This window comes from Shimia sp. MIT910701 (genome assembly GCF_047126315.1).
GTDB lineage: Bacteria > Pseudomonadota > Alphaproteobacteria > Rhodobacterales > Rhodobacteraceae > Shimia.
Genome location: NZ_CP138953.1, coordinates 118,366 through 144,556, shown reverse-complemented (window position 1 = coordinate 144,556; position 26,191 = coordinate 118,366). Strand labels below are relative to the sequence as shown.

Below are 26,191 nucleotides of genomic sequence, written 5' to 3'. Positions count from 1 at the left end.
ATTGGCTGACATAGAAGGCCTGCACCCAAGGCGAGACGCCTTCCCGTGCCCGGGTAGCTCAGGGGTAGAGCAGTGGATTGAAAATCCTCGTGTCGGTGGTTCGATTCCGCCCCCGGGCACCACTTCATCATTCAGTTGCATCCAATTTTGACTGATAGTAGCCTGTATTCGCAGGCTTTTCGCTGTGGGTTTGTCCGGTGATGTCCTGCCACGTGCGCCACTATCTACCCCAAAGTGGGGTACCGATCTGGGGTACGTGTCATGAGACATCTGGAAGGTACCCCCATGCCGGTCTTGAGCGATGCAAGGATTCGGGCTCTTAAGCCCAAGGAGAAGCCCTACAAGCAAGCCGACTTCGACGGTCTCTATCTGCTGATCAAGCCAAATGGGTCGAAGCTTTGGCGTTTTAAGTACCGCTGGCTGCGGAAAGAGAAGCTGCTGGCGCTGGGCAAATACCCGGAAGTGACTTTGGCCGATGCGCGACAAAAACGGGATGAGGCCCGTAGTTTGATCGCAAAGGACGAAGATCCCTCGAGCGTACGCAAAGATCAGAAAGCCAAGGCGGCAGCCGAGCAAACCGAGACCTTCACCAAGATTGCCGCAGAACTGCTCGCAAAAAAGCGCATAGAAGGCCGGGCAGAAGCTACACTTACCAAAACCGAATGGTTCCACCGCCTGCTCGGCGCAGATATCGGTCACATGCCCATCTCCCAAATCACAGCACGAGATGTTTTGGTTCCCCTGAAGAAGATCGAAAACAAAGGAAATCACGAAAGTGCAATTCGAATGCGCTCGGCCGCTGGGGCGGTCTTCCGCTATGCCATCGCGCTGGGCCTGGCCGACAATGATCCGACCTATGGTTTGAAGGACGCCTTGATCCGACCACAAGTGCAGCATCGGGCGGCGATCACCGATCCGGCGCAAGTTGGTGCCCTGTTGCGAGTCATTGATGGCTTTTCCGGTCAAACCTCAACACGCCTGGCTTTGCAGCTGCTGTCGCTGACCGCTCTGCGCCCCGGAGAGTTGCGCATGGCCGAGTGGGAAGAGGTCGACGAGGCCAAGGCCATATGGACGGTCCCGGCTCATCGCGCCAAGATGCGGCGCCCGCATGCGGTGCCGCTATCGCGTCAGGCGCTTCAATGCCTGAAGCAGCTGCGCGATTTGACCGGCTGGGGCAAGTTGCTCTTTCCATCGGTGCGCTCATCAAAGCGCTGCATGAGCGACAATACCCTGAACGCCGCCCTGCGCCGCATGGGCTATGGCAAGGACGAGATGACGGCGCATGGGTTCCGGGCGATGTTTTCCACGCTGGCCAATGAATCCGGCCGCTGGCATCCAGACGCGATCGAACGCGCTCTTGCCCATGTCGAGAAAAATGAAATCCGCCGCGCTTACGCACGTGGCGAGCATTGGAGCGAACGGGTTGAGTTGGCGCAGTGGTGGGCAGACCATCTGGATATTTTAAAAACCAAAAGGCCGGAACATGACTGATAGCCAACAGATGCCAGCGCGACCAACCGAGCAATTCATAGAGGCCTGGATTCACCAGAGCCATTGGGCTTTGGAAGAAGCCCTCCTGCTCGCGCTGGGCACCTCACCTGACGCCGATGGTGCTTCGGACACACTACAGTGTCACGAAACGTTACTGGCACGTGCGCAACGGTCTGGTGATCGGTTTGGCACTCCGACTGACTGGCTTTGGTGGGCGGAGCGAAACAACATTCCCTTTCATACAGACTGGTGGCTGGCCATCACTCCAGAAGGGCCAATCGGATATGACGGGCAGCACTTTGCCCATCACCGGAGCGAAATGCTCTCCGAACAATACCTTCAGCAGGAACGAAAGCTCATCGGGAATTGGACTCGCAAGCCTTATTGGACCGCGCGGGAAGCAATCGATTTGTCGTTGAACTTTGATCCGTTCACCACAGATGGCTGGCGCGGAGAGGCACCGGAGACCGGCGAAACAATCTGTGAGCGCGAAGACAGGTTCCGAATATTAAAGCGAGCGATGGAAATCGGGGAGATCTGCGAAAAGTCCCCTGTTAAGGACTACCTGCTCTGGCTAAAAAAGAGGGGTTATTACGTGTCTCCAGCCTGGCACCGTGCAGCTGGCCTGGTTGATCAAAGCTCTCGGCAGTCGGAGACCGTCAAATTAGCGGAAATGTCTGCCGAGAACGCAGACCTACAACAGCAGCTCGGGGAAAGAGATGAGCGGCTCAAGGAGTTGCAGCAAAAACTGGAGGCCGCTTCCAGAGAGGGAGACAGTCGAACCCAAAAATCGGCAAGTACACTCCGGATCGCAACCCTGCAGAAAGCCCTCATTGCCTGTGCCGTCGACGGCCACAGTTACGACCCGCGTCAAAATAGATCCGATGTACCAAAGCAGATCGCCGACAAATCCGCCGAACTCGGCTGCAGCTTGGATCCGCAAACGGTTCGCAGACTTCTCAAGGAGGCCAGTGAACAGCATGTCGACAGCGACTGTTGGGATAGCTGAAACCCCTTAAAAACATGAATCGCATCGTGGATCCACGATCGGACTAAGTGGATCCACCCTGCACATAATCGGGCTTCGTCAGCCTTGGACCATCTGTAACACACATGGATGGATTACCATGCACTTCGACGACCTTCCCGATGACGCGCTGCTGCGCGAAAAGCAGATCCTGCATCCCAAAGGCCCGGTACCGGTATCTCGTTCGACCTGGTGGGCTGGCGTCCGCGCCGGACGTTTCCCCCAGCCGGTGCGCCTTGGCCCGCGCACCACAGCCTGGCGTGTGGGTGACATTCGCGCGCTCCTGAGGGAGGGCGCGGAATGAACCTGTTGCTCCCCCCTTCCCTGCGCCAGAGCGGCACGCGCCTCAAGGGAGGCGCCAATGGCTAAACACAGTGATAACTCGGCACAGGGGGATCTGTTCGCGGATGCCCCTGTTGGCGTTGAGACACCGGTTGCCTTTACTGGCCGACCGGCCAGTGATCAGAAGCAGCCGAAAACTGACCCTCCAGATCTGACCCCGCAACAGCTTGCGGCACTTGAGGGCCAGAACGCCGACAACCTCGGTGACGGCGAGCGCTATCTGAAAGACACAGAGGTCGCTGAACGCTTCGGCATTGCCCGCCAAACAGTGTGGAAACGCGTCAACCAGGGCTATCTGCCCGCCCCCGTCAAATTGCCGCCAAACAGCACGCGTTGGCGTTTATCGAGCCTGCTTGCGTTTGAGAAGGCACTCACGGTTACGCTGCCGCAACCTCTTCAGGAGATCTATCGTTCGGAGACCGAGAAATGACCCGGGCGCACTACAAGATAAAGCTTTGCCAGGATCAGGTCTTCTCGGTCGAGGAGCTGTGCGTGATCTATGACGTCCGGCGCAACGCCGTGACTGACTGGATCAAGTCGGGGCTTCAAAAATCGGATGAACAGGTTCCCTACGTCTTTCGTGGCGCAGAGCTGCAACGCTATCACAGTGGCCAGAAACGCAAGCAGCGGGCGAAGCTGAAACAAGGTGAGTTCAACTGTTTGAGCTGCGACAGCGCGGGCTATCCAGCCCCGCATTCCGTCACGTTCAGCACAACCTCAGTAGGCGTCCCCATGGCGCAAGCTATTTGCTCAACCTGCGACGCTAAGGTGTCGAAGTTACTGAAAGTGACAGAATACGACAGCCTCAAAAAATGTGTCATGTTAGGTATCAGCCTTGCCTTGATAGACGAAAGTAATGGGGACTCCCAAACTGGTACCGGGAATCTTCCCACATCTCGCGGCGCGGTTTGTTATCTGGCGAATGACCGGATCGTGCATAAGTGGCAAGCCTATGCTGGGCGCTTCGAAACCGTGACCGTCCGGGCCCACCTGCGCAGCATCCGTATGTTAGAGGCTCATCTAGGCGGCAAAACTTTCGACAAGGTGACGCCGACGGACGCGGCCGCCTTCCGCGACCACTTGGTCAAGCTGGGTCAAACCCCTAAAGTGGATGGTGGATTGAGCAACTCCACCATCCGCCATCACGCGTCTCAGGTGCGTCAGTTCTTCGAGTGGCTTCGCATACAGGATGGCTATAAGCGCCTCAGTCAGAACATCTTGCTCAATCTTGAGCTGCCCAAAGCGGTACGCGCAAAAACACTGCCGCGTGAAGACAGGGACTATCTCACGATCGAAGAAGCAGAAGAGATGTTGGCGAAGATCCCCGGCAGCACGATCGCAGAACGTCGGGACCGGGCCATCATTGCTTGCGCCTATATCTGCGGATTGCGCGCAGCGGCCCTCACCACGCTTCGCCTAAAGCACATCGACATGCAGAAGAAGGAAATGCTCCAAGACGCCACCGAAATGCGGGCAAAGAACGGCAAGAGCTTTCGCAGTTTCTTCTTCCCTCGCACGGAAGCCTTCCAGCAGGTCCTCGGTGATTGGCTGACCGAACTTGGGGCCCTGGGGTATACCGAAGATGACGCAGTCTTCCCCAGCTTGGATGATCTGACCCAGCGCGCACCCGGCGCCGCCCCGGTGCCCCCCATGCAATCCTCCGCCGCGGTCGGCAAAGCCTTCAAGGCCGCCACGGCCCTGATTGATCGCTGCTGCACGCCGCACTCTGCGCGCGACACACTGGTCTACCTGGGAAACGAACTGACAAGCTCACGGAAAGAAGAAAGAGCCTTCTCTCTCAACCTTGGGCATGCGAGGCCTCAAGTTAAAGAAACCTACTATGCGAAAATGACGGACGAGCAACGCCGCAGAACGATCGAAGGGCTTTGTGCGGGCACCCAGTTTACCGCCAAGGAGCAGTCAATGGTTCTCGACTATTACGAAAGCCGCTTCGAACGCGGTTCCAAAGACTACAACTACGCCAAACGGCTGGCTGACAGACGTGCCGCCGCGCGCGATGGGGAGGACGTGCTGGAATAGGGGCCGTTTCGAGGAGCCAACGGTCACACGCCTGGCCTTCGGGAAGCGATCCTGCTTTTTTGATGGTTCATCCTAAACAAGGAGGCCGCCTCCAACCCAAGTCGGGTTGCCTCCCTGCTGACTGATTGCAAGCGCGCAGACGCAGTTTTGGGCGGATTGCTGACTTTCTTTCCATGCGGCCTTAAGGTCCGCTGAGCGGAAATTGCCGTCATTCGTTTTCTGACCTTTGCTAACGCAGCAACCATTCGCGCGCAGCAGGTCTTTCGTTGCGATGCAGCAAATGGCACCGAAGCAATCGTTCGTGGCTTGAGATCTGCCTCGAACCAACACGGCACTTTCGCGGCAACCCATGCGGACCATCGAGACGCGGGACGAATTCGCCTTTTTCACACACAGCGTTAGCTAAAGTAGAAACCGTGTCAGACTTATACCTCGATGCAACACATTGCTTTGAAGCTGTCGTTGGACGTAGGGTCACACTTTTTTGATCAATCAATTAAATTGATTGAAAAGCAAAGAACTGAAGCTTGGGTCCGCAGCGCCCATTGAACAAGCCATCAGATCAATTGTGGACTTCGAATCGGTTAGTTTCGTGCCAGTTTGGCTACCCCGATCGAAGCTTCGTCGCTCTTGGAAGTCACCGGTGTTTGACCAAGACTTAGGGCGCGGATCGCGGTCCATTTGGCGTTCTTTGCCCCGCCACCTGCCGTGTAAATACGGGTTGGCGCTGAACCGCCTCTGGTTGATATCTCTTCGTAGCAGCGCGCTTCAATTGCGGCCATTCCTTCCAGCATCGCCTGAAGGAATGTTACCTGATCTTCTGGGCGTGGATGCAACCTCGGCGGCAGGTTCGGATCATTGATCGGAAATCGCTCACCCGGCCCTGCAAGAGGATAGTAATCCAGCCCTGTCGGGCTGTGTGGGTCGATCAGATTGCTCAGTGTTCGCAGCTGCTCGTCGGTGAAATGTTGCTTCAGCACTGCACCGCCAGTGTTCGAAGCCCCTCCAACCAGCCATAAATCACCCAAACGATGTGAATAAAGCCCGACACCCGGGTCATCTATCCGCTTTGCGCTCAAGAGTTTGATCGCGAGCGTTGAGCCAAGCGAGGTGACGGCGACGCCCTCTTCCATTGGTGCGCAAGCAAGAAAAGCAGCGATACTGTCTGTGGTGCCGGCATGGACCATCAGATCCGCGGACAACCCGAATTTTTCGGAAACCTCTTGTGCAATCGGCCCCATCGGAGAGCCCGGATTGTTAACCCGCGGAAGCAATCCCGGATCGATCACCTGATCGATCCACGCAGGCCAGCTTTCCGTTTTGGGATCAAAGCTAGTCTTAAGCGCGTTGTTAAAGTCAGACTGCCCACCCTGCCCCATGATCTTCGCCGCAATGAAATCCGCCTGGTGCAGCAGGTGAGCGGGGGAACGCTCTGACAGAGCAACCAGTCGCATGGCACGAGCCAGCGCCGAATTGCTTCCCAAGGTGATATGTGGACCATCCACCAGAGCGGCGATCTGATTTGCCTCAGTATCAAACCCGCCGGAATTATACATCAGCCCCGGGCTGACGGGTGTCAGATCCCGATCTGTCAACACCATAGTACCGGACGTGCCATCTACTGCCACACCGCTGATAGCGGACGGATCGATCCCGAGTTCTTTCAGTGCCGACATCTGCCGGGACAGGCATTGCTCGACCGCTTGCCACCAGCCCATTGCGTCGATCTTTGCCGGATCCTGCGGGGGATGCTCTGAACGGGCCATGGAAACAAGCCGTTCCCCCTCCACGACGGCGGTACGAACACCTGACGTCCCGATATCGATCCCAAGCGCCAGCATCAGGAACGCGCTGCCAGGGCCTGACGGTATTTCTCGGCATCCCAATTGAGCAACTCGGCTTCGGCCTCTGCACCAATTGGATCAACCGTCCAATCCTCTGGCAACCGCGCTAAAACGTCCTTAAGACACCGCAGCATCGCCTTTTGCGAGGATGTTGCACCATCCCGGATCAAGACACCCTGTCCGGGCCTCAGAACCGCTGCTGGCGAGGTCTCATTATCCTCTGTCGGCAAGGCAGGGCCAAGAAAGACAACATGGTCCGGGTAGTATGTTCCCGTCAACGCCAGTTCGGCCGCGCGCGTGTTGGTGGCCAACCAACCCTGTTCGGACCAGCCAAAACCTTCCGGAGCGGTTTCGTTTGGTTTTTCTGAAAAAGAAACGTTCGCGGGTAAATCAAGACGGCTTTCCACGTCTTCGATAAGCGCCTGAACCTGCTCTACGGTGTCACCGCAACAGATCAGCCCATGGTTCTGCAGAATGACAGCCTGTGTGTCGGGCTGAACCCGCGCCAGAATTTCACGTGTCAAAGGCAAACCCGGTTTCGCATAGGGCACCATTACAACAGGAAGGCCTTGCAGCTTTTCTTTTGCAATCCGGCGCCCTTCTGGGCTGATCGCATGCGTGATCGTCGCAACCGAATGTGTGTGAACGACGACGGCCCAATCCAGCGCGGCATGAAAGGTCGTCTCAATCGACGGACGGAGATTAAGCGTCGGGTCAAGGATGGTCGATTTGCAGCTGCCATCCCCGGCTTCTTCGCGGGCCTCTGCCACGGCAGCGGCGCGATCAACAGCTACGAAAATGCTTGTGCGTTCTGCATCGGCGAGTTCGGTACCCGACGCCTTGATCCACATAACCTCAGCGTCCTTGATGGATGTGTTTCCTCCCGGCCCCTGGACGCGCAAAGGGTTCTGTCCAAGCGACGCTGACAGTTTGCGGAAAGCGGATGTGAGCATTTCGGGTCTGGTCATCTGATTTGTCTCATTCGAAAAGTTGGCGCGCGCGTTTTCTTTTCCGCAACCAATACAGCAAGAGTCGTTTCGGCATCCCCGGTCTCAAAGGCATCGGCGTAAAGGCCGCCCTCGATCAAAAGGCTGTCCCAGCCCGCTGATTGAGCCCCTGCGATGTCGTGCTCAAGGCTGTCTCCGACCATCAAGAGCTGCTTGCTGCCCAACACGTCCTGCAAGGTTTCGAAGACGGGCAAATGTGGCTTGCCATAAAATCGAACGCGACCGCCCATGTCCTTGTAAGCAAAGGCCAGCGCCCCTGGCGAGAGAACAAGACCGTCGGCTCTCGGGCTACTGCGATCCGGGTTTGTGCAAAACACCGGCAAATCCTTAGACAGTGCGGTATCAAGAATACCCTTCCAGGCTTCAATTTGAGACCCGTCCGGAAGCCCCATCAACAAGATGGCGTCGGCCCCGTCAATGTTATCGCAGAGCGAAATATCAAGGCCCTGTGCCCAGCTTGTCGCGTCTCCGACGCTGCGCTCCACCGCAAAAAACACCGTTTCGCGAATTTGGCCCGCCGCGATCTCGGTCCACAGGGCTTCGCCGCTGGTCATGACATACTCGAACAGTCCGGCGTCAAAACCCATCGCTTGGATACGGCCCGCATTGGGGTTTGACCGCTTGCCCGAATTGGACAGGACAGCCATCCTGTGCCCTTTCCGATGCAACGTCCGCAGGCAGTCGACGGCACCGGAATAGGGCGTGCTGCCATTGTGCAGCACCCCCCATTGATCAAAGACTATGGCATCATAGTCTGACGCGACATCAAGAAGGGTGTCGATAACCCTGGTCATCGCACTCAGTACTCGGCCATATCCTTGGGATCTTTCAGGCTCGCCAGATAGCTTTCGACGTCTTCCTTTTTCATCGCCGGCGCTGCCGTTCCGATTGTTCCGTCGGGCATGTCGCCGAAATAGAACTGGAAGCCGGGAATTGTCTGGCGTCGCTTGCGAATAGGCATGCCTTCATATGGGAAAACGTCCGAGCGGGCGTTAGCCTGTTCGTCATGGCAGGGCAGCACGTAATCCGCGCGCTTGTCGATCTCTTCGACCGATTTCCAACCCTTATAGCTGTTCACAAAGCGCGCAGGCACCCAATAGCGCCACTGTTCGCCCGGGTTGGGTTCAAGGTTCCGCTCAACAAAAATCGCATCGCCAACAACGCATATGTCACCGGCGCTTGTTGCAACAGATACCGCCATGTGACCAACCGAATGCCCCGGAGTATGGAACATGGTGATGCCGGGCAGCACTTCGCATTCATCCTCGACCGCCTCGAAGACACAGCCCGCATAGGCCTGCTCAACGCCGATATTCGCCTCGTAAGTGCGATAATAAAGCGGCAGCGGGTTGTAAGCCATTTCGATTTCAGCCTTGGGGGCGATGTAGCGGGCGTTTTTGAACTTCTTCATGTTCTGCACGTGGTCCCAGTGCAGATGCGTAAAGACAATCGCGTCGATTTCGTCGGGGTGAACGCCAAGCTTCTGCTCCAGATGCTCATGCACCTGAAGACAACCACGTTTGTCACATTTGTGGTGGTACTTGGTTGCGCGCTCCTCATCGGGCAGGCCCGTGTCGATCAGGATTTTGTGTTCGCCTGTGTCCACGTAATGACAATAAACCGGGTTCCAATATTTCTTTCCGGCCGGGCCTTTCCAGAAAATATACGTTCCCAAATCGGCCTCAAGCCAGCCGGTGTTGATCGGGTAAATCTTGGTTTCTGCGATGCCCATGGCGATACCTCTCGGATGCGATTCCTTTATGTATACAAAAATATCAAAATGAACACATTGACAAGGGGCAATCGCAAAAAGCCGATTAATTCACCTTCAGGACCTGCAAAAAACTGGTCTCCATGTGAGTTCGCATACTATTTGAGGCGACTCCTGAATCTTCACTAAAGATGTCATTGATCAGCGCCTCGTGATTTTGCGCCGAAACGATCAGATCTTCTTTTGTCGCGAATTTCTTGGCCCTGAAGGGGCCGGTCCGCTGCCTGAACTCGGATGCGATCTCGGCAAAATACGGATTTCCAGTCGCCCGATAGATCGCTTGATGGAAGGCTTCGTTGGCGCGCAAATAGTCCGCCCTATCCCCCTTCTCAGCAGCAGAGACGCAATCCGCCTGTGCTGTCTCAATCTCGGTTCTGGATAACAAACTAAGGCGTTGAGCGGCCATTCGCGCGCAGGCAGCCTCTATTTCGTGCATGGCCTCAAATATCTGGGCGAGCTCTTCGCGACTATATTCAGCAACAAAGACCCCCCGCTTTTCCCCCTGTATCAGGATGCCCTGAGCAGCAAGGCGCCCCAACGCCTCGCGCACCGGCGTACGTGAAGCGTCGAACCGCGCCGCAAGGCGCACCTCATCCAGCCGAGTTCCCGGCGCAAGTTCGCCTGCCGCAATTTCCTCGGTTAGGGCAACCTCAATCCTTCTGCTCGTCGACATTCTCGCGGTTTTTGCCATTACTTTCACCCCTTTCAGGGTCTCATTTTAGTACGAGATGATGTATAATGCAATTTTGCATATTTACTTTTTTGTTTGTATACAAAATAGTGAAAGCGAATTGGAGGAAGAGATTCGATGCCGGAAATTCGCCTGCAAAGCATGGTTAAACGCTATGGCTCCGTCAAAGTGTTGCACGGAATTGACCTTGAGATGGCCGACAACGAATTCACGGTTCTGGTCGGTCCGTCCGGTTGCGGTAAGTCCACAACGCTGCGCATGATCGCCGGGTTGGAAGATGTCTCGGACGGAGAGATCTTCATGGACGGCAAGCCGGTGAAACACCTGGAACCCAAGGATCGTGACCTTGCGATGGTGTTTCAGGATTATGCCCTCTATCCGCATATGAACGTGGCGCAGAACATTTCCTTCGCTCTGCGCCTTCAAAAGCGCCCAACGACTGAAATCAACGCCAAAGTGCGCGAAGTGGCTGACATGGTCGGCCTGACGGATTTTCTCGACCGGAAGCCCGGCGCACTATCCGGCGGGCAAAGACAGCGCGTGGCCATGGCGCGGGCGCTGGCCAAGGACTCAGGCATCTTCCTGTTCGACGAACCGCTTTCCAATCTGGATGCCAAACTTCGCGGACAAATGCGCGCCGAACTGGCATTGATGAGCCAGCGCGTCGAAAAGAACATGATCTACGTCACCCATGACCAGATCGAAGCCATGACGCTTGCCGACAGGATCGTCGTCATGCATGGCGGCTATATTCAGCAGCAAGGCACCCCGGAAGAGCTGTTCAAGCGACCAGCCAACAAGTTCGTTGCGGGCTTCCTTGGCATGCCGCCGATGAACTTTCTGGAAGGCGCCATCGAAGAAAAAGGCGGTGGTATGTTTGTCACTGGCGACGGGTTTTCGCTGCGCCTTGCCGATGAACGGGCAGCGACGGCACGTGTGCATTCCGGACGGGACATTATTCTGGGTATTCGTCCGTCGGATCTGAGCTTTGCACCCGATGCTTCGGCTGATGCGGCTCTGACACTGAATGTCATGGTCTCCGAATATATCGGTGCGCAATCCGTCCTGATGTGCACCTGCGGCCAACAAAGTGTCACGGTCGAAATGAATTCCGAAACGCCAATGGCGCTCGGAGAGACCCTGCAGTTCGAAGTGAATGCACCCCGCATTCACCTGTTCGACAAAGAGAGTGAAAGGGCTTTGTGACGCCTGTCAATCGAAAGGGAGGAAGCAATAATGCTTAAACAGTTTAAGGCCGCCGCTATGGCCACAGCCTTGATGGCAGGGACGGCATTGGCCAACCCATATGCCGAATACGAGGGCACGACGCTGATCGTGAACTTCCCGGCGCACCCGCATTATGATGCGGTGATGAAGATCCTGCCGGAGTTTACCAAAGAAACCGGGATCGAGGTCGAGGTCGATCAGCTCCCCTACCTCAAGATGCGCGAGCGCCAGACGCTGGAACTTGGGCAGGACGAAGGTGAATACGACCTGATTGCATATGTCGTGTTTTCAAAGGCGGATTATGTCTATGCTGATCAGCTGGAAAACCTGGCCAAGTATTATATGAATCCCAAACTGGCCGATCCCGCCTACGATGCGGACGACCTGATCGACGGCTATGTTTATAACATCGGTTTCGCTGGCGGCAACAAAGGCTATCTGGAAGGTAAGACCGGTTCGTTGTTCGGCATCCCCTATGGTTCCGAAACATCCATTCTGGGTTACCGCAAAGACATCTTTGAAAAGCACGGCCTGGAAGTGCCGGAAACTTATGACGAGATGCTGGAAATCGCCTGCAAAATTCCCGAGCTTGAGCCGGGCATGGGTGGTCTTTCAAGCCGGGCCGCATCTGGCCATCACGCCAGCCATGCGTTCCTGTTGCACCTGGCCCCGCTGGGTGGGCGCGTCTTTGACGACAACTGGAACCCCATCGTCAACAACGACGCCGGCGTAAAGGCTGCACAAGCGTTGAAAACCATTGTTGATTGCGGCCCTGAGGGCGCAAAGAACTTTGGATTTGGCGAAGCGCTAGGTGCCTTCCTGAACGGCGACACAGCGATGTTCCTGGACACCACCGTGGTTGCCGGTCAGATCGACAACCCGAACAAGTCTCAGGTTGTGGGCAAAGTCGGTTGGGCCATGCACCCGATGGGTGTGCGCCGCGGCAGCCAGACCGGTGGTTTTGGCATCGGTATCCCCGCGAATGCGGAAAACAAAGAGGCCGCCTTCCTGCTGATGCAGTGGCTGACCTCCAAGAAAGGCGACAAGCTGGTCGCGTTAGCCGGTGGTAACCCATCGCGGTTCTCGACCCACGATGACGCCGACGTAAATGCCAAGTTCCCGCATATGTCGACCTTTGGCGAAGCGCTGAAACATGCTGATCCCGACTGGCGTCCGATCATTCCCGTCTGGGGCAAGGTCAATGCCGATCTGGGCACGACCCTCTCCAAAGTGCTGACCGAGGATCTGGACATCCAAGAAGCGCTGGATGGCGTGGCCGAACGGACCAAAGCTGTCATGGAAGAAGCCGGCTACTACACCTGGCAGTAAGTCACCAATCTGAAAAGCGGGGAAACCCCGCTTTTCACCTTCCCCTGTCCTGTACCCTACTGGTCAAACTGCAAGGCAAACGTCCCAATCATGTTTACCTCACGTGTCAACCGGCTCTCACCCTATTTGTTCATGGCTCCTGCCGTGATCATCATGGCAATCGCTCTGATTTACCCGCTGGGGTACATGATTTGGGGGTCCTTCCGGGCATGGGATCCCAGTCAGACCATCGGCGAAGCCGAATTTGTAGGCCTGAAGAACTACATCACGCTGTGGCATGATCCCAGTTTCCGCGAAAGCCTGGGTGTGACCCTGCGTTTTGCCTTCTTCTGTGTATCAATCGAGATGGTGCTGGGCGTTGGTCTTGCCTTGCTGCTCGACCGGAATATTCGCGGCATGTCCCTGCTGCGTACCATGTTCATTCTGCCCATGATGATCGCACCCGTCGTGGTTGGTCTCATGTGGCGCTATATGTATCACCCGTCCGTGGGCACTTTTAACCGTGTCCTGGAAACTCTGGGACTGCCCGATGTGGATTGGTTGGGCAGCCACGCTCTGACCAGCGTTATCATTGCTGATATATGGCAATGGACACCTTTCATTTTCATTTTGTCACTGGCAGCATTACAATCTCTGCCCCGCTCAGCGCTGGAGGCTGCCCGCATTGACGGCGCGACCGGTTGGCAGCAAATCGTCCATATTAAGCTGCCTTTGATGATGCCGGTCCTGATTGTCACGGCCCTGCTGCGCCTGATCGACGCCTTCAAGGTTCTTGAAGTGATCCTTGTACTGACCGAAGGCGGCCCGGGCCTGTCGACGGAAATTCTGGCTCTGCGCATTTCACGCACCGCTACTGAATTCCGGGAACTGGGCGTGGCAGCCGCCATGTCAAATTACCTGCTGATCCTCCTGATGTTGCTGACGGTCGGCATGTTTGCCTTCAATCGCTGGCAGGAGGCGCGCGCCGCCAAGGTGCGCATGGCCGCCGAGGAGGATTCCTGATGGATCAGTCTTACGAAAAACAGAACCCGGCTTTTTACGCAGTCATCGGTCTGTTAGTGTTCATGTCTGTTGGCCCTGTCGTGCTGATGTTTGTCAACTCGTTCAAACTGGATGTCGACATCATCTCGGGCACGTCTGGCCTGCTGTTCCTGCCCACGATCCAGAACTACGAAACAGCGCTGTGCGATGTGTTGTGGTACGAACCGGATCATCTCGAATTCTGTTCGCTCAAGTTTGGCGGCGCCTTCATCAACTCTCTGATCATCGCGCTCATCTCAACGGTGCTGACACTGGTGATCGGGGCCATGTCGGCCTATGCGCTTGTGCGGTTCCGCTTTATGGGGCGTGACACAGTTTCCGTGACAACGCTCATGGTGCGCATGGTGCCGCCTGCCGTACTTTTGGTCCCGGTTTTCGGCTTGTGGAACAATGAGTTCTGCCTGGACAAGAACGGGCTGATCGGCGGCGCCATCAGAGACGCGTTCGGCGGGCGGGGCGACGTGTGCCTTGCTGGTACACATTCCGGTATCATCATAATTTACGTGGCCATGAACCTGCCTTTCGTCATCTGGATCCTGCAAAGCTTCATCGTGCAGGTTCCCCGCAGCCTGGAAGAAGCCGCTCGTGTGGATGGCGCGGGCCCGTTTCAGGTGTTTTTCAAAGTTGTGTTGCCGCTGATCAAACCGGGCCTCGCGGCGGCAGCCATCTTCACCTTCCGTATAGCCTGGAACGAATATCTTCTGGCTTCCGCCCTCAGTGATCGAAATACCAAAACCGTGCCGATCCTGATCGTCAACAACATGAGCGAGTTCAACGTCGAATGGGGTGTTATCATGGCAACCGGCATGCTGTTGGCCATCCCCCCGATCATCTTTACCCTCTTTGCAAGCAGGCAAATTATCACCGGCATGACCGCGGGTGCAGTAAAGGGGTGAGACCATGGCAAAGGTCATTGTACTGGCCACATTGGCAACCAAGGCGGAAGAGACGACCTATCTGATCACACGACTGTCTGAAATTGGCGTTGCCGCGCGAGCCATCGACATTTCGCTGCACAGCGGGGGCCGTATTCTTGACGGCGATGCCAAGGTTGCCGCCATGAAAGAGGCAGCGGCCAGGGCAACGATTGACGCAGTCGAGGCTGTTGCGGGCGATGCCGAATTGGTCGTCGGGATTGGCGGCGGAACCGGTGGTGAAATCGCGCTGCGCGTGTTGCGCGCTCTGCCGATCACCTACCCCAAGATGCTCGTGACCACGCTGCCCTTTGATCCAAGGGCGACTTTGGCCGATAGCTCAATCTTCCTCATCCCCACTCTGGCAGATATCGCTGGCCTGAACGCCATTTTACGCAGGGTCTTGGATAACGCGGCATTGATGGCTGCGGGGCTGTGCCGCAATGACCTCTCCGGTGGCGATGATAGCGCGGTGCCTTCAGTCGGCATCACTGCTCTTGGCGCCACCGATGGCGCTGTGGCGCCATTGGTCAGTGCACTCGCCCGGCGCGGACAGGAAAGCAGCGTTTTTCACTCCAACGGCTATGGCGGGGCCGCGTTTGCGCGTTTTGCAAAGGAGAACGCGTTTGACGCGATCATTGATCTGACACCGCACGAGTTGACCCGCATCCATGTTGACGGCGCCCATGTTGATATGCCCGACAGGTTCAGCGCCGGAGGCGACCGGCCCCGGATCGTCCTGCCCGGCGCGCTGAACTTCATCGGGCTGGGTGAAAAATCTCTGCTGGCCAAGCATTATCTGGAAAGGCCCCACTACGCCCATTCCGGTTTTTTCACCCATGTGAAGATGTCCGACACAGAGATGGCCCATGTCGCGACAAAGCTGGCAGAAAGCCTGAACACCCTGAAGGGCCCTTGCGCCGTCATCATACCCATGGGTGGCTTTTCGCATCATGATCGGCCGGGTGGCGCAATAGAAGATCCCGCGCTTCGCGCCGTTTGCCGTGACACGCTGCGAGAAAAGCTCTCCCCAAAAATCCAGCTCAACACTGTGGATGCGCACCTGTTCGATCCTCAGATCACCAAAGACATACTTGTAACGCTTGACGCGCTATCAGCGTAAAAGGACACCTCATGCACGATCTCATTGAAAAAAAAGACGCCCTGATTGCGACCGCCAGACGCTGCTTTGACTTGCGGCTTCAAACCAACGCCGGTGGTAATCTTTCGGTGCGGCTCGACAGCGCCGGCGCGATTGTCATCAAACCCTCCGGTATCGGCTTTAACGAATGCACGCGGGACAATCTTCAGGTCGTGCATCTGGACGGCACAATCGAACCCTCGGATTATAAACCCTCCAAGGATCTGGGCTTTCACCTGGATCTCTATCGCATCCGACCCGATATCAATGCCGTCGTGCACTGCCACAGCCCATGGGCCACCGGATACGCCAGCGCCGGGATCGAGATCCCCTGCCTGACGGTCCAGACAATTGAGAAAATCGGCCGCATGCCGCTTATCCCTCTGTCTGATGCAGGTGGCCCCCAGACCGAGGTTGAAATCAGCCCGGTCTTCAAAGACCCCAAAGTGGTTGCCGCTGTTCTTGCCAATCATGGCACCATTGGTGTGGGGGCATCCCTGATGAAAGCGCAATATCTGGCCGAGATAATCGAAGAGACAGCTCACATCGCCTTTGTCCGCGATACTGTGATGGCGGCCCATGGCAAGTCGACCGCCGATCTTCCGCAGTATGGTACAGCAGCCGACGCCCGCTCTGCTGCGGCGAATGGATAGAGATTGGCTAAAAAGAGAACTTTGGAATCTCATTTCTAGTGCACAAGGCGTCGCACCTTGTTGCGATCAACCACTTCGCTGCGCCATGCACAAATGACCGAGTTTGCCGCCGCGCTGCAGGCTGAAATTTCGTGCCTATACGAAAATTCTTCCACCTTTTTTGAGGCGCAATTCTGGCAAGTCCGGTGTGGGCTCTAAGCCGCCATGCGGCACTGCGGCAGCGTGTCCTCAGCGAAACTGCGCGCAAACCAAGGTTATCAACTGCTGGTGCCAGCCCTTTCAGGACATTCACATGAGGCTCAGAACGTTCTCTGCTGCAGACGCAAAGCTCTAAGGTCGAATCCCCGAGAGCTGCCGTTCAATATTAAACCGCAGCAGTGCCGGATGCTGCGTGAGCCACCAATGGCAGCGATGCGCAGGAAGCTGACATTGCAAAGTCAGATGCCGAATGGTTCCAATGCGGGACAAGCCCGACTTTGCGTTTTCGCACTTTGCTAACGCAGCATTTGCTCGCACGTGCGGAGCGCTTATTGTTGCGATGCAGCGTAGGTCACCGATGCAGCCATTCAAGGGCGTCGATTTGGCTCGAGCCGTAACCAGTCTTTCGGAGTAGCGTGATCACAAATCTCCTATGCGGGACAAACCCGCCGCGCCATGCAGAGCTTCTCTGTGATCGCAATAGGCACTTCTGAAACGGACATTCTCCTGGTGTCGCTCAGTTAGGAGGTTGAGGTTATTGCTTTGAATGGGTGAGTTTGCAATCTCATCCGCAACGACCTGAGGAAGCCCATGCAATTGAAATTTCATCATGCAGCCTTGATTGTGCGGGACTACGAAGCCTCCAAAGCCTTTTACTGTAATGTTCTGGGGCTCCAGATTCTGGCGGAAAACTACAGGGAAGACCGTGGTTCTTGGAAGCTGGATATGGCATTGGCGGATGGGGGCCAACTCGAACTGGTCAGTTTCCCGAATCCTCCTGCGCGGCCAAGTCGCCCCGAGGCCTGCGGCTTGCGCCATATCGCGTTTCGGGTGGATGATATCGATGCGGCAATTCTGGAGCTCGAGAGCGAGGGCGTGGAGGTGGAGCCGGTTCGAATCGATCCCTACACGCATGCCCGTTTTACGTTCTTCAAAGATCCTGACGGGCTCCGATTGGAGCTTTACGAGCACCCTTAGTTATTGAAATATAACTACTATACCCATTTCTTAACTTTTTCGTTGCCAAATTTGGAACGTTCCAATAACTAGAAGTGGAACGTTCCAAAAATCTTTGGAGCTAAGGGGGGAAATATGACCAAAGTCGTATCGGTTTCAGACGCTGTTGCTCAGATTGCCGACGGTGCAGTTGTGACCGTTTCCTCTTCCTCGACCCTGGGGTGCCCCGACGCAGTTCTGGCTGCGATTGGCACACGGTTCGACGACACCGGGCATCCGCAGGGCATCACATCGCTTCACCCCATCGCTGCGGGTGACGTCTATGGCGTGAAAGGGATGGACCATATCGCGAAGGATGGGCTTTTGTCGCGCGTTCTTGCCGGGTCATACCCATCCGGACCGTCCAGCGCCCCAATGCCTGCAATCTGGAAGATGATCGTTGAGGACAGGGTCGCGGCCTACAACGTCCCGTCAGGCATCATGTTTGACATGCATCGCGAGGCAGCAGCCAAGCGTCCCGGTGTCCTGACCGAAGTGGGGCTCGACACCTTTGTCGACCCAATCCGGCAGGGCTGCGCGATGAATGACAAGGGCGCTGACGCACCGATTGTCGAACGCGCCGAATTCGGTGGCAAGACATGGCTGCACTTTCCCAATATCGCCCCCGATGTGGCGATCATCCGAGCCACGACGGCGGATGATCGTGGCAATCTAACCTATGAACACGAGGGGGCCTATCTGGGTGGGCTTGAGCAGGCGATCGCGGCGCGCACCAATGGCGGGCTGGTTATCGCGCAGGTCAAGCGTGTGACGGCCAATGGATCGCTTCGGCCACATGATGTGCGGGTCCCGGGGCACCTTGTGGATTTTGTCGTAATTGACCCGGATCAGAAGCAAACAACGCAAACGCAATATGATCCAGCGATTTCAGGCGAGATCATGCGCCCTTGGAGCAGCTTTTCCCTTGCAGAACATGGCGTTGAGAAGGTGATCGCCCGTCGCGCAGCAATGGAGCTAAAGCGCGGAATGACCGCCAATCTGGGGTTCGGCATCAGTGCGATGGTGCCGCGTGTCTTGCTGGAAGAGGGCCACCCGGACGCCGTTACATGGGCGATTGAACAAGGTGCTGTTGGTGGGGTGCCCCTGACCGGTTTCGCCTTTGGCTGTGCCTCGAACGCGGATGCATATGTCCCATCACCTCAGCAGTTCATCTACTTCCAAGGTGCCGGTTTTGACATGTCGTTCCTGTCATTTCTTGAGGTCGATGTCGAAGGCAACGTCAACGTCTCCAAACTGGGCAAAAAGCCCTATCTGACTGCCGGCTGCGGTGGTTTCGTGGACATCACGGCCAAAGCCAAGACCATCGTCTTTTCCGGCTGGTTCGAGGCCGGTGCCAAAATCGGCCTGACCGACAGCGGCATCAATATCGAAGCGCCGGGCAAGTTCACCAAGATGGTGGACGAGGTCGAGCATGTCACCTTCTCGGGCAAGCGCGCGCGGGAGCAGGGGCAGAATGTCATCTACGTGACCGAGCGTTGCGTAATCGAGCTGACACGCAACGGGTTAGTCGCGACCGAGATTATGCCGGGCATCGACCCGCAGGCGCATATCATCGGCCCGTCGCAAGGCAGGGTGCAAGTGGCCGAGAATGCCAAGGTGATGCCGAAAGCGCTGCTCGCGGATGCGCCGATGGGGCTGACGCTATGAGCGAGGTCACATTGTCATATGATGGTGCAATTGCGGTGCTGACCCTGTCGAACGTGGCTAAATTAAACGCTTTGACCATATCGATGCTGGATGCATTGGACGGGCATCTGGCCGAGATCGACCACAACACCACCGCACGCGCAGTCATCGTGACGGGCGCAGGTGAAAAGGCGTTCTGCTGTGGTGCTGATATCGCCGAATGGGGGGCGCTGTCGCCGGCCGAATTTGCCCGTGGCTGGGTGCGCGACGGGCACCGGATTTTTGACCGCTTGGCCCGGCTGTCCAAGCCGACGATTGCTGCGTTGAACGGTCATGCCTTTGGTGGTGGGTTAGAGCTGGCTGCGGCCTGTGACATCCGGGTGATGACGCCCCGCGCCACATTGGCCTTGCCCGAAGCAAAGGTCGGTATCGTCCCGGGTTGGTCGGGCACGCAACGACTTATGCGCCTGGTGCCTGAACCTGTGGTCAAAGAAATGGCGCTGTTTGGCCGACGGATAACGGCGGAGCGTGCGGCAGCCTGCGGTTTCGTCGCTGAGGTAGCGGAGGACGCCTTGCGTGCCGCCCATCAAATCGCCGCTGATCTGGCCGATGTCTCCCCCCGTGCGAACGAGATCACCAAGGCGATGATCCATGCCGGCATAGGCGAAGACCGTGGCGCCGCGATTGAGGCGCTTGGGTCCGCTGCAGCGGGGGGCAGCGCAGATCGGGCAGAGGGCGTTGACGCCTTTCTCAACAAACGTTCCCCCAAATTTACAGGGCAATAGAAGATGAAAGACCTGACCATCAACACGGCGACAGACTACGATCTGCCCCCTGTCTTTGCCGGGCGGCATTTGATTGACGGCGCATGGGTCGAAAGCGCTGAAACGTTTGAGCGTGTGTCGCCCTCACATGACGTGGTTGTCAGCCGGAATGCCCTGGGCGACGAGGCCGAGACCAAAGCGGCGATCAATGCCGCCCGCCGTGCCTTTGACGCCGGTGTCTGGAGCCGGATTTCCGCAAAGGAACGGGCTGCCGTGTTGCTACGCGTGGCCGATCTGATCGAAACGAATGTCGAACGCATCTCGGTGCAAGAGACGTTGGAAAGCGGCAAGCCAATCAGCCAGTCCCGTGGCGAGGTCGGCGGAGCGGCAGACCTTTGGCGCTATGCCGCCTCCCTTGCACGGACCTCTCATGGGGACAGTCATAATTCCCTGGGTGAGGACATGCTGGGCGTCGTGGTCAAGGACCCGATTGGCGTCGTGTCGATCATCACGCCGTGGAATTTCCCCTTCTGGATCCTAAGCCAGAAGCTGCCCTTTGCCCTCGCTGCGGGCTGCACGGTGGTCGTCAAACCGTCCGAGATGACGCCGTCATCCACAGTCATGATGGGGGAATTGCTGATCGAGGCTGGCCTGCCTGCTGGCGTGTGCAACATCGTGCTGGGCTACGGGCAACCGGTGGGCAGCCTGATGTCCACCCACAAGGACGTGGACATGGTGACCTTTACCGGGTCCACGGCGGTAGGCAAGCTGATCACGCAGGCTTCGTCCGGAACCTTGAAGAAGGTTGCGCTAGAGCTGGGCGGAAAGAACCCTCAGGTCATCATGCCCGATACGGACCTCGAAAATGCTGCCGATGCGGTGACCTTCGGCATCTATTTCAATGTCGGCCAGTGCTGCAATTCCTCCAGCCGGATCATCGTACACGAGGATATTGCGGAGGCCTTTGTGGCCCGCGTGGTCGAGATGTCCCGTCAGGTCAAATTCGGCGATCCGCTGGACGATAGCACGCAAGTGGGGGCGATCGTCACCGCAGACCACAACGCCAAGATTGACGGCTATGTACAGGACGCGATCAAGGCGGGCGCAAAAGTGAAACTTGGTGGTGGGCCGCTGGCTGTCGATGGCCTCGGGTCGCAATTTTATCAGCCGACCGTGGTAACAAACGTGACGCCTGATATGGCCATCGCCCGCGAAGAGGTGTTCGGCCCCGTGCTCACTGTTTTGACCTTCAAGACGCTGGAGGAGGCCATCACGCTGACAAATGACAGCGACTACGGCCTGTCTGCTGGGATCTGGAGCAATGACATCCACACCTGCCTTGAGTTTTCCCGCCGCGCCCATGCGGGCACGGTTTGGACGAACACCTGGATGGATGGTTACCCGGAGCTTGCCTTTGGCGGGGTCAAGCAATCCGGCCAGGGCCGCGAGATTGGCAAATACGGATTTGACGAATTCCTTGAGGTGAAGTCTCTGGTGATGCGCGTGGGGCGCGACAGCCGAGCACCTTGGGTGGAAGCGGGCGCATAAAGACGTGCCTTAACGAAACGCGATAAGGGAGGAAACCAAATGCGTTCTTACTTGAAGACAACTGCAATTGCACTGGCGCTGACGGCCGCTGCTGGTTCCGTCAAAGCGGATGGTCATGGTGGAGTTGAGGTCCTGCACTGGTGGACATCTGGTGGCGAAGCTGCTGCTTTGAACGTTCTGAAGGAGGATCTTGAAAGTCAGGGTGTTGGTTGGACTGACATGCCCGTCGCTGGCGGCGGTGGTGAGCAGGCGATGACGGTGCTTCGCGCGCGCGTGACCGCAGGCAATGCGCCGACCGCCGTACAGGGCCTGGGCTTTGACATCATCGACTGGGCCAATCAGGGTGCGCTCGCGAACCTCAATGACGTGGCCGCAGCCGAGGGCTGGGACGATGTCGTGCCTGCCGCCTTGCAACAGTTCGCCAAGGTTGATGGCGCTTGGGTTTCTGCTCCCGTGAATGTGCACTCGACCAACTGGGTCTGGGCCAACAAAGCCGTTCTGGACGCCAATGGCATCTCTGTCCCTGAAACATGGGAAGAGTTTACCGCGGCCCTTGACACGCTGTCCGCGGCCGGCGTGACCCCGATCGCCCATGGTGGTCAGCCGTGGCAGGAAGCGACTGTCTTTGACGCCGTCGCCATGTCCACACTTGGACCTGACGGCTACAAAGCTGCCTTTATCGATCTGGACCCCGAAGCTTTGGGCTCTGACGCGATGAAAGAGGCCTTTGACCGGATGGCTGTGATCCGTGCCAATGTGGACGAGAACTTTTCGGGTCGTGACTGGAACCTTGCCACGGCGATGGTCATCAATGGTGAAGCCGGTTTCCAGATGATGGGCGACTGGGCCAAGGGTGAATTCCTGAACGCGGGCCAAGTACCGGGCGAGGATTTCCTGTGCTTCCGCTTCCCGGGCACGCAGGATCAGGTCACCTTCAATGCTGACCAGTTTATGATGTTTGATCAGGGCGGATCGGTGTCGGACGAACAGTCCAAATTGGCCTCTGCGATCCTGTCGCCATCCTTCCAGTCTGCGTTCAACGTGGTCAAAGGCTCTGTGCCCGCACGAACTGATGTGTCAGACGCCGACTTTGACGATTGCGGCAAGCAAGGCATGGCTGATCTGGCTGCGGCTGCGGAAAGCGGCAACCTGTTTGGGTCCATGGCCCACGGTCATGCCAACGTAGCAGCAGTGAAGAACGCCATTTACGACGTGATCACCGCGCATTTCAACGGTGAGTTCGACAGCGAAACAGCCGTGGATGAGCTGCTCACAGCTGTTGAAATTGCTCAATAACGACTGAGCAACCCTCCCAGTGGCGGGGCGGTGCAACGGCCGCCCTGCCACAAAAGATACTCTCTTATTACTCATCCTAAAGGGGCGCGTTATGGCACATGTCGCCAACGCAGATTTCAAAACACGGCTACAATCCTGGCTGCCGAAGCTGGTGCTGTCACCATCGCTGGCCTTGATGCTGGTCTTTGTCTACGGCTTCATCATTTTCTCAGTGTACCTCTCCTTCACCGATAGCCGCCTGTTGCCGTCCTATGGTTGGGTCGGTTGGGAGAATTACTCCAAACTCTGGCGCCTCAGCCATTGGGAGATTTCTCTGACGAACATGGGCCTCTTTGCCGCTCTTTACATCACGATCTGTACGGTGCTCGGCTTGAGCCTTGCGATCTTTCTGGATCAGAAAGTGCGCGCCGAAGGCGTAATCAGGACGATCTATCTTTACCCAATGGCGCTGTCGTTCATCGTAACGGGAACCGCGTGGAAGTGGTTTCTGGACCCCGGCATCGGCCTTGAAAACGTGCTGCAAACCTGGGGCTGGACCAGTTTCGAGTTTGACTGGATCAAGAACCGAGACTTTGCCATCTACACGGTTGTGCTGGCTGCAGTCTGGCAGACCTCTGGCTTCGTCATGGCGATGTTCCTCGCTGGCCTGCGCGGCATTGACAACGAGATCCTGAAGGCCGCGCAGATGGATGGCGCGTCTAACTGGAACCTCTACCGGAGGATCATCATTCCGCAGCTGCGGCCCGCTTTCCTGTCGGCCTTCGTGATCCTCAGCCATCTCGCGATCAAGACCTTTGACCTTGTTATCGCGCTTACGGGTGGCGGGCCGGGCAGAGCAACTGAACTGCCAGCAACGTTCATGTATTCTTACACGTTCAGCCGGAACCAGATGGGCATCGGCGCGGCCTCCGCCACAATCATGTTGATGACAATTGCGGCGATCATGATCCCCTACCTGTACGCCGAACTGCGGGAGAAGAAGTAATGTCTGTCGCCACTCAAGACACCGCCATTCGTACCGGTCGCGTCGCTCGGACATTGATTTACCTTGTCCTGCTCCTGTTCGCGCTGTTCTACATGCTGCCGCTCTACGTGATGGTCGTGAATTCGGTCAAACCGCTGGAAGAGATCACCGGCGGCGGCATGATGAACCTGCCGCAGGCCTTCACGTTGGAACCTTGGGCAAAGGCCTTGTCCTCTGCTCAGATCGGGGTCGATCCGACGGGGCTGAGGCCTTACTTTTGGAACTCGATCTCCATGGTCGTCCCGGCTGTGGCCATCTCGACAGTGCTTGGCGCGCTCAACGGCTACGTGTTGACCAAATGGCGGTTCCGTGGGGATACCATCCTGTTCGGGCTGATGCTGTTTGCCTGCTTCATCCCCTTTCAGATCGTCCTGATCCCGATGGCGCGGATGCTGGGTCTCATGGGACTTGCTGGCACAACCTGGGGGCTGGTGCTGGTGCATGTGGTCTACGGGATCGGGTTCACAACGCTTTATTTCCGCAACTACTATGCCGTTTTCCCCACTGAGTTGGTGCGTGCCGCCCAGATCGATGGGGCCGGGTTTTTCCAGATTTTCTGGCGTATCTTGCTGCCCTCATCGGGGCCGATTGCAGTGGTGTCGATCATTTGGCAGTTCACCAATATCTGGAACGACTTCCTGTTCGGGGCGTCGTTTGCCGGGGCCGATAGCCAGCCGATGACAGTCGCTTTGAACAACCTTGTTCAGTCGTCCACCGGCGTGAAAGAATACAACGTTCATTTTGCAGGCGCGATCCTCGCAGCCCTGCCCACCCTCCTCGTTTACATCGTCGCAGGCCGCTACTTCGTGCGCGGTCTGATGGCCGGATCAGTGAAAGGATAAGACGTTCAGTGGCCGGGAAGCGGCGGCAACCGCCCCCGGCCGTGTTGAGATCAACAACCATCGGTCTCGTGAGCCGATCCCAACATGAGAGGAAAATCACAAATGAAGGGAATTGCCAACATAGCTGCACTTACGCTCTGTTTTTCGTCGGCACAGGCCGTGGCGGAAACCAGTGTTGAAGTCGTGCATTTCTGGACATCAGGAGGCGAAGCTGCTGCCCTTGGCGTGATCAGAGATACGGTCGTCGAAGCCGGGATCGCGTGGCAGGATGCGCCTGTCGCAGGCGGTGGTGGCGATCAGGCCAAAACGGCACTTCAAGCACGTATCGCAGCGGGCGACCCGCCTGCGGCAATGTTGATGCTGGGTCAGAACATCATCGACTGGGCCAATGAAGGGCTGCTTGGTGACGTCAATGCCGTTGCTGAGGCGGAGGGATGGGACAATGTCCTTCCTCAAGCGGTGCAGGATTTCAACAAGATCAACGGTGCCTATGTGGCGGCCCCGACGAACGTGCATCGCACCGATATGATCTGGGCGTCCCGTGCCGCCTTTGACGCGATTGGCGCGGACTTCCCGACAACTTGGTACGAATTCAACGCCCTTGCCCCCCGCTTTGTCGAAGCTGGCATCGTGCCGGTCGCCCATGGCGGGCAGGCTTGGCAAGAAGCCTATTTGTTCGAGGCCTTGGTGCTGGGTGTCGGGGGTGCTGACTTCTATCGCTCGGCCTTGGTTGACCTCGACCTCGATGCGATGCGGTCCGACACCATGACATCGGTGTTCGCGCAGATGGGCGAAATTCGCGGCATGGTCGATGAAGATTTCTCTGGCCGCGACTGGAACCTTGCCACCGCCATGGTCATCAACGGCGAAGCCGCGATGCAGATCATGGGGGATTGGGCCAAGGGCGAGTTCACCAATGCCGGGCAAATAGCGGGCGAAGACTTTGCCTGTATTCCCGTCCCCAAAACGGATGATGGTGGGTTCGTGTACCTTGTGAACTCGCTCAGCTTCTTTGCCCAACCAGATGCGGAAGCGGCACGTGCGCAGGCAACACTGGCAAGTGCCATCATGGACCCAGACGTTCAGGTTGCATTCAATCAGGCAAAAGGAGCGATCCCAGCGCGAACCGATGCAGATTTCTCAGCGCTTGATGCCTGTGCGCAAGCGACGGCGGCGGATTTCTCGGCAAGTGATACTGCCGGAACGGCGGTGCCAACTTTCGCAGGAACCCATGCGGCGCAAGCGAGCGTCGTAGGGGCTGCAACAGACGTCATTACCGAGTTCTTCAACACCGATATGACGCCAGAAGAAGCGGCAGAGCAACTTGCAGAAGCGGTTGAACTGGCACTGTAATATTT

General features: G+C 57.0%; 24 protein-coding genes and 1 tRNA gene. 20 read left to right on the top strand and 5 right to left on the bottom strand.

Going from position 1 to position 26,191, the window contains the following annotated elements:
* Nucleotides 1-47: 47 nt before the first annotated feature.
* The 6 genes from SIB38_RS00645 (at nt 48) to SIB38_RS00620 (ending at nt 4,900) form a co-directional block, all read left to right on the top strand.
* Nucleotides 48-122 (top strand) — tRNA-Phe (locus tag SIB38_RS00645).
* Nucleotides 123-261: 139 nt separating this feature from the next.
* Entirely contained in the window at nt 262-1,491 is a 1,230-nt protein-coding gene (locus tag SIB38_RS00640) for a tyrosine-type recombinase/integrase (RefSeq protein WP_412551138.1), read from the top strand.
* A complete protein-coding gene (locus SIB38_RS00635) occupies nt 1,484-2,500 on the top strand; it encodes a hypothetical protein (protein WP_412551137.1) in 1,017 nt (338 codons plus the stop codon). Before SIB38_RS00640 ends, SIB38_RS00635 begins: the two co-directional genes overlap by 8 nt.
* 118 nt (nt 2,501-2,618) lie before the next feature.
* On the top strand, nt 2,619-2,822 hold the full coding sequence (locus SIB38_RS00630; protein ID WP_412551136.1) for a helix-turn-helix transcriptional regulator: 204 nt from the start codon (nt 2,619-2,621) through the stop codon (nt 2,820-2,822).
* Nucleotides 2,823-2,879: 57 nt separating this feature from the next.
* Complete coding sequence (locus SIB38_RS00625; protein WP_412551135.1) at nt 2,880-3,290, top strand: helix-turn-helix transcriptional regulator; 411 nt, start codon at nt 2,880-2,882, stop codon at nt 3,288-3,290.
* Nucleotides 3,287-4,900, top strand: coding sequence for a tyrosine-type recombinase/integrase (locus SIB38_RS00620; protein WP_412551134.1), 1,614 nt, complete (start codon nt 3,287-3,289; stop codon nt 4,898-4,900). The genes SIB38_RS00625 and SIB38_RS00620 overlap by 4 nt, the downstream gene beginning before the upstream one ends.
* 584 nt (nt 4,901-5,484) lie before the next feature.
* Here SIB38_RS00620 and SIB38_RS00615 read toward each other — a convergent pair.
* The 5 genes from SIB38_RS00615 to SIB38_RS00595 all read right to left on the bottom strand — a co-directional run bounded on the left by SIB38_RS00615 (nt 5,485) and on the right by SIB38_RS00595 (nt 10,213).
* Nucleotides 5,485-6,741: an FGGY-family carbohydrate kinase gene (locus SIB38_RS00615; protein ID WP_412551133.1), complete on the bottom strand. Its 1,257-nt coding sequence runs from the start codon at nt 6,739-6,741 to the stop codon at nt 5,485-5,487.
* Entirely contained in the window at nt 6,741-7,712 is a 972-nt protein-coding gene (locus SIB38_RS00610; RefSeq protein WP_412551132.1) for a class II aldolase/adducin family protein, read from the bottom strand. The genes SIB38_RS00615 and SIB38_RS00610 overlap by 1 nt, the downstream gene beginning before the upstream one ends.
* Nucleotides 7,709-8,545: a TIGR01459 family HAD-type hydrolase gene (locus tag SIB38_RS00605; protein ID WP_412551131.1), complete on the bottom strand. Its 837-nt coding sequence runs from the start codon at nt 8,543-8,545 to the stop codon at nt 7,709-7,711. Before SIB38_RS00605 ends, SIB38_RS00610 begins: the two co-directional genes overlap by 4 nt.
* A gap of 5 nt (nt 8,546-8,550) precedes the next feature.
* On the bottom strand, nt 8,551-9,483 hold the full coding sequence (locus SIB38_RS00600; RefSeq protein ID WP_412551130.1) for an N-acyl homoserine lactonase family protein: 933 nt from the start codon (nt 9,481-9,483) through the stop codon (nt 8,551-8,553).
* Between the two features lie 85 nt (nt 9,484-9,568).
* Nucleotides 9,569-10,213, bottom strand: coding sequence for a GntR family transcriptional regulator (locus SIB38_RS00595; protein ID WP_412551129.1), 645 nt, complete (start codon nt 10,211-10,213; stop codon nt 9,569-9,571).
* 117 nt (nt 10,214-10,330) lie between these two features.
* On the opposite strand from SIB38_RS00595, the gene SIB38_RS00590 reads away from it, so the two are divergent.
* The 14 genes from SIB38_RS00590 to SIB38_RS00525 all read left to right on the top strand — a co-directional run bounded on the left by SIB38_RS00590 (nt 10,331) and on the right by SIB38_RS00525 (nt 26,186).
* On the top strand, nt 10,331-11,419 hold the full coding sequence (locus tag SIB38_RS00590; RefSeq protein WP_412551128.1) for an ABC transporter ATP-binding protein: 1,089 nt from the start codon (nt 10,331-10,333) through the stop codon (nt 11,417-11,419).
* 30 nt (nt 11,420-11,449) lie between these two features.
* Entirely contained in the window at nt 11,450-12,769 is a 1,320-nt protein-coding gene (locus SIB38_RS00585) for an extracellular solute-binding protein (RefSeq protein WP_412551127.1), read from the top strand.
* A gap of 90 nt (nt 12,770-12,859) precedes the next feature.
* Nucleotides 12,860-13,771 carry a carbohydrate ABC transporter permease gene (locus SIB38_RS00580; RefSeq protein ID WP_412551126.1) on the top strand — a complete coding sequence of 304 codons (912 nt, stop codon included), beginning with the start codon at nt 12,860-12,862 and terminating at the stop codon, nt 13,769-13,771.
* On the top strand, nt 13,771-14,706 hold the full coding sequence (locus SIB38_RS00575; protein WP_321830408.1) for a carbohydrate ABC transporter permease: 936 nt from the start codon (nt 13,771-13,773) through the stop codon (nt 14,704-14,706). The genes SIB38_RS00580 and SIB38_RS00575 overlap by 1 nt, the downstream gene beginning before the upstream one ends.
* Nucleotides 14,707-14,710: 4 nt before the next feature.
* Entirely contained in the window at nt 14,711-15,847 is a 1,137-nt protein-coding gene (locus tag SIB38_RS00570; protein WP_412551125.1) for a Tm-1-like ATP-binding domain-containing protein, read from the top strand.
* A gap of 11 nt (nt 15,848-15,858) precedes the next feature.
* Entirely contained in the window at nt 15,859-16,518 is a 660-nt protein-coding gene (locus SIB38_RS00565; RefSeq protein WP_412551124.1) for a class II aldolase/adducin family protein, read from the top strand.
* 789 nt (nt 16,519-17,307) lie between these two features.
* The gene (locus SIB38_RS00560) at nt 17,308-17,694 is read left to right on the top strand and encodes a VOC family protein (protein ID WP_412551123.1); all 387 of its coding nucleotides are present in this window, start codon (nt 17,308-17,310) and stop codon (nt 17,692-17,694) included.
* 114 nt (nt 17,695-17,808) lie between these two features.
* Complete coding sequence (locus tag SIB38_RS00555; RefSeq protein ID WP_412551122.1) at nt 17,809-19,380, top strand: acyl CoA:acetate/3-ketoacid CoA transferase; 1,572 nt, start codon at nt 17,809-17,811, stop codon at nt 19,378-19,380.
* Complete coding sequence (locus tag SIB38_RS00550; protein WP_412551121.1) at nt 19,377-20,144, top strand: enoyl-CoA hydratase/isomerase family protein; 768 nt, start codon at nt 19,377-19,379, stop codon at nt 20,142-20,144. Before SIB38_RS00555 ends, SIB38_RS00550 begins: the two co-directional genes overlap by 4 nt.
* Nucleotides 20,145-20,147: 3 nt before the next feature.
* Complete coding sequence (locus tag SIB38_RS00545; protein ID WP_412551120.1) at nt 20,148-21,671, top strand: aldehyde dehydrogenase family protein; 1,524 nt, start codon at nt 20,148-20,150, stop codon at nt 21,669-21,671.
* A 39-nt stretch (nt 21,672-21,710) separates the two neighbouring features.
* The gene (locus SIB38_RS00540; protein WP_412551119.1) at nt 21,711-22,967 is read left to right on the top strand and encodes an ABC transporter substrate-binding protein; all 1,257 of its coding nucleotides are present in this window, start codon (nt 21,711-21,713) and stop codon (nt 22,965-22,967) included.
* Nucleotides 22,968-23,058: 91 nt separating this feature from the next.
* Entirely contained in the window at nt 23,059-23,952 is an 894-nt protein-coding gene (locus SIB38_RS00535; protein WP_412551118.1) for a carbohydrate ABC transporter permease, read from the top strand.
* On the top strand, nt 23,952-24,833 hold the full coding sequence (locus tag SIB38_RS00530; protein WP_412551117.1) for a carbohydrate ABC transporter permease: 882 nt from the start codon (nt 23,952-23,954) through the stop codon (nt 24,831-24,833). Before SIB38_RS00535 ends, SIB38_RS00530 begins: the two co-directional genes overlap by 1 nt.
* A gap of 102 nt (nt 24,834-24,935) precedes the next feature.
* On the top strand, nt 24,936-26,186 hold the full coding sequence (locus tag SIB38_RS00525; protein ID WP_412551116.1) for an ABC transporter substrate-binding protein: 1,251 nt from the start codon (nt 24,936-24,938) through the stop codon (nt 26,184-26,186).
* Nucleotides 26,187-26,191 lie beyond the last annotated feature (5 nt).

What these genes read in the sequence shown, in the direction of transcription:
- SIB38_RS00570 (WP_412551125.1), top strand. Translation starts at nt 14,711, where the DNA reads ATGGCAAAGGTCATTGTACTGGCCACATTGGCAACCAAGGCGGAAGAG.
- SIB38_RS00640 (WP_412551138.1), top strand. Translation starts at nt 262, where the DNA reads ATGAGACATCTGGAAGGTACCCCCATGCCGGTCTTGAGCGATGCAAGG.
- SIB38_RS00560 (WP_412551123.1), top strand. Translation starts at nt 17,308, where the DNA reads ATGCAATTGAAATTTCATCATGCAGCCTTGATTGTGCGGGACTACGAA.
- SIB38_RS00630 (WP_412551136.1), top strand. Translation starts at nt 2,619, where the DNA reads ATGCACTTCGACGACCTTCCCGATGACGCGCTGCTGCGCGAAAAGCAG.
- SIB38_RS00540 (WP_412551119.1), top strand. Translation starts at nt 21,711, where the DNA reads ATGCGTTCTTACTTGAAGACAACTGCAATTGCACTGGCGCTGACGGCC.
- SIB38_RS00545 (WP_412551120.1), top strand. Translation starts at nt 20,148, where the DNA reads ATGAAAGACCTGACCATCAACACGGCGACAGACTACGATCTGCCCCCT.
- SIB38_RS00620 (WP_412551134.1), top strand. Translation starts at nt 3,287, where the DNA reads ATGACCCGGGCGCACTACAAGATAAAGCTTTGCCAGGATCAGGTCTTC.
- SIB38_RS00590 (WP_412551128.1), top strand. Translation starts at nt 10,331, where the DNA reads ATGCCGGAAATTCGCCTGCAAAGCATGGTTAAACGCTATGGCTCCGTC.
- SIB38_RS00565 (WP_412551124.1), top strand. Translation starts at nt 15,859, where the DNA reads ATGCACGATCTCATTGAAAAAAAAGACGCCCTGATTGCGACCGCCAGA.
- SIB38_RS00555 (WP_412551122.1), top strand. Translation starts at nt 17,809, where the DNA reads ATGACCAAAGTCGTATCGGTTTCAGACGCTGTTGCTCAGATTGCCGAC.
- SIB38_RS00610 (WP_412551132.1), bottom strand. Translation starts at nt 7,712, where the DNA reads ATGACCAGACCCGAAATGCTCACATCCGCTTTCCGCAAACTGTCAGCG.
- SIB38_RS00585 (WP_412551127.1), top strand. Translation starts at nt 11,450, where the DNA reads ATGCTTAAACAGTTTAAGGCCGCCGCTATGGCCACAGCCTTGATGGCA.
- SIB38_RS00595 (WP_412551129.1), bottom strand. Translation starts at nt 10,213, where the DNA reads ATGGCAAAAACCGCGAGAATGTCGACGAGCAGAAGGATTGAGGTTGCC.
- SIB38_RS00550 (WP_412551121.1), top strand. Translation starts at nt 19,377, where the DNA reads ATGAGCGAGGTCACATTGTCATATGATGGTGCAATTGCGGTGCTGACC.
- SIB38_RS00535 (WP_412551118.1), top strand. Translation starts at nt 23,059, where the DNA reads ATGGCACATGTCGCCAACGCAGATTTCAAAACACGGCTACAATCCTGG.
- SIB38_RS00615 (WP_412551133.1), bottom strand. Translation starts at nt 6,741, where the DNA reads ATGCTGGCGCTTGGGATCGATATCGGGACGTCAGGTGTTCGTACCGCC.
- SIB38_RS00600 (WP_412551130.1), bottom strand. Translation starts at nt 9,483, where the DNA reads ATGGGCATCGCAGAAACCAAGATTTACCCGATCAACACCGGCTGGCTT.
- SIB38_RS00635 (WP_412551137.1), top strand. Translation starts at nt 1,484, where the DNA reads ATGACTGATAGCCAACAGATGCCAGCGCGACCAACCGAGCAATTCATA.
- SIB38_RS00580 (WP_412551126.1), top strand. Translation starts at nt 12,860, where the DNA reads ATGTTTACCTCACGTGTCAACCGGCTCTCACCCTATTTGTTCATGGCT.
- SIB38_RS00575 (WP_321830408.1), top strand. Translation starts at nt 13,771, where the DNA reads ATGGATCAGTCTTACGAAAAACAGAACCCGGCTTTTTACGCAGTCATC.
- SIB38_RS00525 (WP_412551116.1), top strand. Translation starts at nt 24,936, where the DNA reads ATGAAGGGAATTGCCAACATAGCTGCACTTACGCTCTGTTTTTCGTCG.
- SIB38_RS00605 (WP_412551131.1), bottom strand. Translation starts at nt 8,545, where the DNA reads ATGACCAGGGTTATCGACACCCTTCTTGATGTCGCGTCAGACTATGAT.
- SIB38_RS00625 (WP_412551135.1), top strand. Translation starts at nt 2,880, where the DNA reads ATGGCTAAACACAGTGATAACTCGGCACAGGGGGATCTGTTCGCGGAT.
- SIB38_RS00530 (WP_412551117.1), top strand. Translation starts at nt 23,952, where the DNA reads ATGTCTGTCGCCACTCAAGACACCGCCATTCGTACCGGTCGCGTCGCT.